Source organism: Homoserinimonas sp. (assembly GCF_056262345.1).
Map to the genome: position 1 here is coordinate 43,481 of NZ_JBACFR010000088.1, position 7,655 is coordinate 51,135.

At 61.5% G+C, this 7,655-nt stretch carries 7 protein-coding genes; 2 read left to right on the plus strand and 5 right to left on the minus strand.

The window, feature by feature from the left end; translation table 11 throughout:
- Nucleotides 1–676: 676 nt before the first annotated feature.
- The 5 genes from AC062T_RS04585 to AC062T_RS04605 all read right to left on the minus strand — a co-directional run bounded on the left by AC062T_RS04585 (nt 677) and on the right by AC062T_RS04605 (nt 5,671).
- Nucleotides 677–1,993, minus strand: a complete 1,317-nt coding sequence (locus AC062T_RS04585) for a relaxase family protein (RefSeq protein WP_476027819.1) — start codon at nt 1,991–1,993, stop codon at nt 677–679.
- Between the two features lie 362 nt (nt 1,994–2,355).
- The gene (mobC, locus tag AC062T_RS04590; RefSeq protein WP_476027821.1) at nt 2,356–2,967 is read right to left on the minus strand and encodes a plasmid mobilization relaxosome protein MobC; all 612 of its coding nucleotides are present in this window, start codon (nt 2,965–2,967) and stop codon (nt 2,356–2,358) included.
- Between the two features lie 279 nt (nt 2,968–3,246).
- Nucleotides 3,247–3,573, minus strand: a complete 327-nt coding sequence (locus AC062T_RS04595; RefSeq protein WP_476027823.1) for a hypothetical protein — start codon at nt 3,571–3,573, stop codon at nt 3,247–3,249.
- On the minus strand, nt 3,570–5,357 hold the full coding sequence (locus AC062T_RS04600; RefSeq protein WP_476027825.1) for a DNA primase family protein: 1,788 nt from the start codon (nt 5,355–5,357) through the stop codon (nt 3,570–3,572). The genes AC062T_RS04595 and AC062T_RS04600 overlap by 4 nt, the downstream gene beginning before the upstream one ends.
- 122 nt (nt 5,358–5,479) lie before the next feature.
- Nucleotides 5,480–5,671, minus strand: a complete 192-nt coding sequence (locus AC062T_RS04605; RefSeq protein ID WP_476027827.1) for a helix-turn-helix transcriptional regulator — start codon at nt 5,669–5,671, stop codon at nt 5,480–5,482.
- 80 nt (nt 5,672–5,751) lie between these two features.
- Here AC062T_RS04605 and AC062T_RS04610 point away from each other — a divergent pair, with 80 nt between their 5' ends.
- A complete protein-coding gene (locus AC062T_RS04610; RefSeq protein ID WP_476027829.1) occupies nt 5,752–6,492 on the plus strand; it encodes a hypothetical protein in 741 nt (246 codons plus the stop codon).
- Nucleotides 6,492–7,643, plus strand: coding sequence for a site-specific integrase (locus AC062T_RS04615; protein WP_476027831.1), 1,152 nt, complete (start codon nt 6,492–6,494; stop codon nt 7,641–7,643). Before AC062T_RS04610 ends, AC062T_RS04615 begins: the two co-directional genes overlap by 1 nt.
- Nucleotides 7,644–7,655: the final 12 nt, after the last annotated feature.

Consider the following 7,655-nt stretch of genomic DNA (forward strand, 5'->3'; position numbering starts at 1 on the left):
AGCAAGAATTGAACGACTTGACGGTGTGAGAAAAGAACCGCAGTCGGTACGAGCGCCGGGCGTGTCGCTCGTATGGGCGCGATGTGGCCACGACATGGCCTTGCGCGGGACAGCTGGTGGCCAGAGTGCGGCCATCCACGAGTGCGAGGCGAAGTTCGCATATCGGTGACCGGCATCCGGCCACGCGGCGTCCCTTTGTGGGCAGCCGGTGGTCTGATTCCGGACCGCAGTTGGTCAGCCTCACTCTAAGAAGAGTTGGTCGCGTTCGCTCAAACGCCAGGACGGACGCTCTTCGCTGCTCATCTCGACGTCCCACGCTTACATGAGCGAGAGTGCTGGCTCATGGTGAGCGTGGCAGGGGTGGAACGCATCTGGAACACCAGATTCCTTGCTGTTCCGACATGTGTTCCGGCGAGATCCCTTTGTGGTCGGCGTTCTGTGACGTTGGAACACTATGGAACACTTCTTGACCCTGCTTACAGACACTCCAGTCGTGAACCACTGTGCTGAATCTCGCTCTTACCGCTCTTGAACTGTGTACGTGGTGTTCCGGTGTTCCATCGGTGCAGGAAATGCCGAGAGCCCAACTAATACGCCGCAGGAACGGTGAGGTGGGCGCTGGAACAGATGTGCAACTTGGTGTTCCAGTGCGGTGTCTGCTCCATCCCTACGAGCCTCAATCGCCGAGCTGCCGATCACCGTGAGATGCCTGCTCGTCCTCGCGAAGCGCCGCCTGAATCGCTTTGATGCGCGCGCGTCGCCGCCGAGCAGCCAGCATGTGCGGATCGTCATCTGACAGGGCAACGACCGCATCCAGGACCCTGCTCGCGCCGACCTCCGGTAGCGCTGCGTGCTGGTCCGAGGAAGCCTCCTGCGCCGGGCTGGTGGTAACCGCCTCCTCTTTTAGCTGTGCAATAGTGCCGGAGACTGACGCACTGTCACTGCGGCGCTTTCCGACCGCGGCCAGCGCCGACGGGGTTTGGCCGACGAGAGATGCACTCGGGTCTGTTGTCGGCGCGCTGAGCGCCTTTACCGATACGCCGTTTGGGTATTGGAGGCTTGCCTGTTGCCTACCGCCGACGGTGTCTACGATTCGGTTCCACAAGCGCATCACACGCATTCTGCCGTCGTGGGACTCAGGAAGCTTATGCCAGAGGTCTCCGACAGCGACGCCCTCATGGCGAGCTCGTTCAGCCGCCCATCGGGCCAATTCGTCTTCACCGGACCGACGTTCGCGCTCCGCTCGAGCCAGAAGCGTCACGACCTCCTGCGCTGCAGTTATCTCTTCCTCGCTCGGCTGCGTTGCGAGCCTCGCGTCGCCCGCGGTGACACGCTTCGGACGGCGCATCCGCAGCGTGCCATTCGCATTGGCCTCCAAATTCGCCACAGCGCTCGCGAAGTCGTAGTGCTCGCCTAGGGTCGCGGCGCGTACTGGAGTGCTCATGCCATCGAGTTGGTAGCTCAGCCTGGGGGTTCTAGGCGGTTTGCCGCGTCGCCAGCCAGGCTCGGTTACCGCGACACCGAGCTCAGTCATGACGGACTTCCATTCGTCGAGTTCCGTGGCGCGAGGATCATCCATTGCGGCTTCGAACGCATCTCGGATCAGATCGTGATTCGAAATGGACCCTTCAGCATGCATTCGACGATCGCGCTGATTGCGGGTTTCCCTTTTCTGCTCCGAAACAGAGGGCAGGCGCTGGGGGAGTAGTCCGAAGCGTGCCCCCCGCGTGGAGAGGAACTCGTCGGCGCGCTCTCGCACCCTGTTGATATTTGTGAGGTCACCGGCAAGTTTCCGGCCGGCCTCATAGAAGCTTCCGTCGACCTCCATGGCTTCATAGAGCGTCGCATTCTCGACGATGTGTACGTGGAATGCTCGGCCTCGGCCGTCGGCTTGGCCGACTAGCTGGGCTTGGATTCCGGTACGCAGTGCGCGCTGCATTTCCAATACGAATTCGAATGCTGCCGCCACTTGCTCAAGGTCGTCATGGTTCACCTCGTCCGGTCCAAACGACACAATGATGTGCCGGGCTTCTGCCTGCCTGACCAGCTCACCATCTCGACGAACGTGTGTTGCTGCTGCATCGGATGCGATCCAATACCGCCTGCCGTTAGGCCGTGTTCGGCGAGCATGGGTGGCGGCTTCCCAGGGGCCGGGAAGCTCGTACTGCGCCGGTGACGTCCGTGTTGCGCCCTGCGTTCCGTGCCGACGCCGCGTTGCGGCGAATTCCCGCTCGGCGGTCTCAGGGCGGCAATGAACCCCGGCGGCGTGGAGCACACGTGGTTCTGATTGGCCCGGCTTGTCTTTGACGGTGTACCGCAACAGGCGGGCAGCGACCTCAGTAGTACCCATGACGATCACTGGCATAGCAGGGCCTCCTGCATCTTCTGGGCGACCTTTGCATCACGCCTCGCTTCGTCCTGCATCGTTCGGCGAAGTCCGGCGAGCGCGCGCTCGACGGCGTAGAGCGCATCCGGGTCAACGCTGCCAGTCAGATTCGCGAGCCTGGCGACTTGATTCCAGTTGTTGCCGATCTTCTGCAGCTGAAAAGCTTGCTGCGAGTAGCGGTCCGCGACGTGGCACAGTCCGTCTCGGATGTCTGTGAGCATCGATTCGTCGACTCGAACAATGGTGGGCCCAAGGGAAGCGAGGTGCTTCGACAGACGCCCCGCCGCGGCGTCGATTGAAGCTGAATCGGATAGCGCCTGCGCGACGATCTCAACTGCGTTTCGCACCGCTTCTGACCGGCTGCCGCCGAGCTGTCTCTGTATTTCTCCAAGGGGGGCGAGGTCGTCGCGGTCCCTCCCCACCGCTACGACCTCGCTCGCCCCCGGGCTCGAAGCCCTGCGGGCATCGGCCCTCTCGCCGTCGCTGGCGCGACGGCTCACTAGCGGGAGCGGATGCCCCTCCGCTGGCGCTCCGAAACCTTCGCCGGTCAGGCGCCCGATGTTCGCTCGTTCCTCGTTCACTGCGCCCTCCAAGTTTCTTGGTTCCCGGTGATCCTGATCGTTGAGTCAGGAAGGTCATCCCCAGGAACCAAGAGACTGGCAAGCAACCCGACCGTATACGTTTCGCGCTTCGCGCGAACGAACGTCCGGGTCGGCCAGGTCTTGTCGCTGACGCTCAATCCCGGGCCTTTGCTTGCGAGGAGGGGGTGCCGCCCCCTCCTTCGATCCACCCCGAGCCGCCCACGCGACGCTCCGTCTCAGGCCGCACGCGCGAGCGCCCGACGGAGCCGACTCGCCGCACTAGCGACCGCCCGACGAATGAGTTCTCAGCGCTTCGTTCAGACACGACCGGAGTGTGCTCAGACGCTCTGCGTCGTCGAAATCTCCGTCGACCGCCTCTACCGCGAAAACACGGTAGAGGTCCTCGACCAGCTTGTCCCGATTCTTCGATCGTCGTGCCAGGAGCTTCTCTCTGAGGGACCGTGCTCGCTCCGCGGCCTCTGCATACAGTTCCTTCTCGGTCCTTGGACGCCGGCGACTTGTCGGCGCGGCGGGCTTAGGAACGGTTTCCAACGTTCCATCTGAGCCGCTCCGCCGCGGATCGCTGATGTTGTAGTCGGCGGTCATGCTGCGATCTCACTTTTGAGCTCGTCGGCAGTGGCGCCGCCTGTGGTCGCGCCGGAGTCGGGGGCAGAGAGACTCGCTGCACTCGCGCGAAGCAATCCGCGGTAGCGATCCTCGAGGGGGAACGGTATGTTGCGCTTGTTCGGGTCGCTTCCGGTGTAGCCGTCGTTTTGCCAGGAGCGGAGGTCGTACATTCCGACCAGGGGCTCAGGGGTCGACATCCGCGTACCCACTCGGTGGGAGCCTGGCACCCATTCGCCCGATTCGCGCGCGATAGCCATAACCCTGCGCCCAAACTCGCCAATGCTTACAGCCCTGCCATTAGGCGAGTACCTCTCACTCCACGCGATATAGAGGTCGTAGAGGAAGGCTGTGGGCAGCAGGTCCCAAACGAAGCGCCTGTTCAGGTCCTCCCAAGATGCGCGCACGGGATCGTTGAGATTCTTGAACTCTCCGAGCACCTTCCGGCTCGCCTGGGGTTCGGAGAAGCTGTAGAACGGTTCGGCATGGAGGACTCGTCGAAGCACGTATTGAAGCACATCGGGGCGAGTGAGGTACTTGTCCTTGATGAGCGGATTTGCCTTGCCGGTGAATGACTTCGAGAACGGCCAGAACAGTTGGCGGCGGTAGTGCGAGCGTGATGTGTCCTTCGCCTTTGGGAAGGAGTTGAGGCACTGGATTACAAGGACGCGCGGTACGTATGAATACGCGCGTTCAAACTTCTCTTCAATCGTGATGGCATCGCCAGTAATGACGGCCTTGTAGTTCGCGAGCTTCTCGCTGAACGAACCGACGTCATTCTCATCGGTTGCGATGAGCTGCTGATTCACGATTTGGGCGAGCTGGAACTTGTTGGCGAAGTCGGAAATCGGTAGCGATACCCAGGATCCCTCGCCCACGAGACCCCGCACGAGAACGAGGAAGGTGCCTTTACCGTTTTCGCCATCCTCGTCAAACGGATAGACCGCCTTGTTCCATCTGACCAACGGTCGAACTGCTGCGCTCAAAACCTCCCAGAGCAAGTCCGTCAGCTCCTGATCGTCGAAGAGCTCTTTCGCCCATTGCTCTATCTCCCATTCCGAGCCATCGGGCGTCGTAATGACAGGTGACGTGGCCTGAGGGGCGTAGTCAGTTCGTACCTTGGATAGGAAGACATAGCGCGCCGAGAACGGATGCAGTTCCTTTGTTCGGTAGTCGAAGACCCCGTTGTTCACCGCGATCAGATCCGGATCGTCATTGGGAGTTACGACTTCGGCGCGTCCTCGCACCAAGTTGAGTACGCGGTCTGCACCCTCTGTAGATAGATCTGAGTTGAATCGAGTCACGATCGCCCGCAAGTGCTTGGGGCGCCCAACGTGCAGTCCAGCGTCGGGTCCGTTGGCTTCGTAAAGTGCGAGCATCCCCCTTTCGCGAGCGTCGCCTTCAGAAAGCGACGAGGGGCGGATGACCACGACCCTAAAGAGGTGCAGTATCGACAGCGCGATAGGGAGCGAGGGAAGGGCTAGTGGCCTCGGGATTCGATCCTTTCGGGTGCCTCGGGCGTTCTGATAAGCGGAGTTCTCGAGCGCGATCTCTGCTTCGATCGCGGCGAGAAGTTTCGGTTCTAGATCCTCTGGAGACGGGAGTGATCCACGGCCGAATGCGCCGAGTTTGCTTAGGTAGGTTTCGCTCGCCTCCCGGTGAATCTGCTCTCGGGAACGCGGGCCGACCGTCGGCGACTTGGCGAGCCCCGCGGAAGGGGGCTGCCCGGCGTTCTTGTTATCCGCAGTGGCTGTCAGTATGGTCACAAGTAGTCCTTAGATTGATCGACGAGCTGTAACTCGTCAAGAGGGTGGAAATCGTGCGAGCGCCCCGGCCTATGCCGGGGCTTTTCGTATATGGGGGTTGAGGGAGAGGCCCCGGGCCAGGGTCAACAGGCAGGCTCCAACTGCTCTGCGATCCAAGAGTCGATATCTGACTGCCGCCATCGAACCGCGTTGCCGAACTTCACCGCACGAGGCAGCGAATCGCCGTTCGAGCGCCGTCGGTAGATCGTGGAGACAGACCAGCCGAGCTGAAGGGAGAGCTGGTTCACATCGTTTAGTGGATCCTTGTCGCGCATTCTTGGTCCTTTCTCACCAGAAATGTATAACTTGTGACAGAACGTAACACACGTAACCAGTTTCTGGTAGCTTGTGACGCGTGGAAGTAAATACATATGCAGAAGCGGTCGGGGATTTTCTGCGCGACTACCGGCGTCGACACGCAATCACACTCGACGCGATCGCCCAGGAAGGGCGGGAGTTTGGCGCGACCTGGAGCCTCTCTAGCGTCCAGGCCATCGAAGGGGGCAGGGCCGCGCCTACGCTGCCCACCCTCCTGACTCTGGCGCTCGTGCTGGGACGTCTATCCGGTGAGCCGCTACGGTTCGCAGACATGTTCGGCTCGGTTCAAGCTCTTGATAGGCCATATGTGGTCACGCCTGATCAGCCAGTGCGAACGGCGTGGCTCCAGCGCGTTCTTTCGGGGCTGCCGGTTGAGCTCCTGGACGCAGACTACGAGCACGCACGAGCCGTTCGAATGTCGGTTGAGGATGAGGGCCTCGAGCGCGCTCTGTCGGAACGTGGACGAGGGCCGCTGACGCCGGAGGAGCGCTACGGCCACGTCGACGCACAGTGGGAGGCGATGAATGAGCCTCCTGAGCCCGGAGCATTCCGCAGTGGGGGGCAGCGCTCCAGTGCCAGCCTCGCCGAATCACGCGCTGCCAAGAAGCTCGGCATCCGGCCGCTCGAGCTCCAGCGGCGTGCAATCCAGTTGTGGGGGCGTCCGTTGGAAGTGGAAGCGTTGAGCAGGGCGGGGGGCGAAGGAAGCCCCCAGGCAAGGGGCCGGATCACGCGGGTTCTCGTGGACGAGATGCGCGATGCCCTAGCGGAGGAAAACTAGTGGCCCGACCGCGGATGGGAATTGGTACCTACGGCATCATCAACGCGGTAGAGGTTCAGCCTGGAAAATGGCGTGCCAGAACGCGTTACAGGTTCGCCGACGGGAAAGCGCGTCAAGTCGAAAAGCATGGAACCAGTAGAGCCAAGGCGACGACTGCGCTGAAGCAGGCGCTCACTTCCATCGAAGCAGACCGCGGCGGGGAGCTGAAGCCAACCACGTCCCTGCGCGTCCTTGCTCAGAAGTTTCTGGATGCTAAGCGGGATGTGGGGCGATCCGAAGGCACCTTGGAGACGTACGGCTATGCCGTCACGGCGCACATCGTTCCGAAAATCGGTGACCTAACTGTGGCTGAGGCCAAGCCGGAGCGGCTGCAGCCATTTCTCAACCGCGTTGAGAAAGAGAACGGTGCTGGTGCCGCGAAGAACTGCCGTTCGACACTGAGCGGCATGATGGCATTGGCGGTCGTGAACGGGGCCATCGACAAAAATCCCGTGCGCGAGCTGGAACGGATTTCTCGGTCAAAAGGAAAGAAGCGCGGTAGCGCAGCGATCCCGATCGACGGGCTGCCACTGTTTCTCGCCAAGGTCCGTGCAGACGCGGACCTGAACAAGTGGGACACGGTTGAACTGATCGAGTTCATGCTCTCGTCGGGTTGGCGCGTTGCTGAGGTTTGTGCTCTCGACGCAGTCTCTGTTGACTTCGCGGCCGGCACGGCCACAGTCCAGGCGATAAACGTTCGCGTCAAGGGCAAGGGTGTCGTGCGGCAGGATTTCCCGAAGACCGAGAAGTCGGCACGCGTCACACCTCTGCCAACACAGACCGTCGACCTCCTTCGCCGCCGCCATGCGCGACTGCGGGAGTTCACTTCGCTCCTCTTCCCAACGCCACTCATGCGCTTGCGCGATCCATCGAACACGCAGCGCGAGATTCGCGACCGGCGCGACACGCTCGGCTATCCCGAGCTCTCTACGCATTCGTTCCGCAAGACCGTGGCGACGATCCTCGACAAGGAGGGGCTTTCAGCCACAGAGATCGCCGATTACCTCGGGCATGAGAACCCATCGATGACTCAGGACGTCTACATGAACACCATCAAGGGATCGAAGCGGGCTGCAGAAGTGATGGAGAAGCGGCTCAATGGCCTGTATTGAATGTGCGGGGTT

Coding starts and splice junctions, on each gene's coding strand:
- AC062T_RS04595 (WP_476027823.1), bottom strand. CDS start 3,573: ATGACCGCCGACTACAACATCAGCGATCCGCGGCGGAGCGGCTCAGAT.
- AC062T_RS04605 (WP_476027827.1), bottom strand. CDS start 5,671: ATGCGCGACAAGGATCCACTAAACGATGTGAACCAGCTCTCCCTTCAG.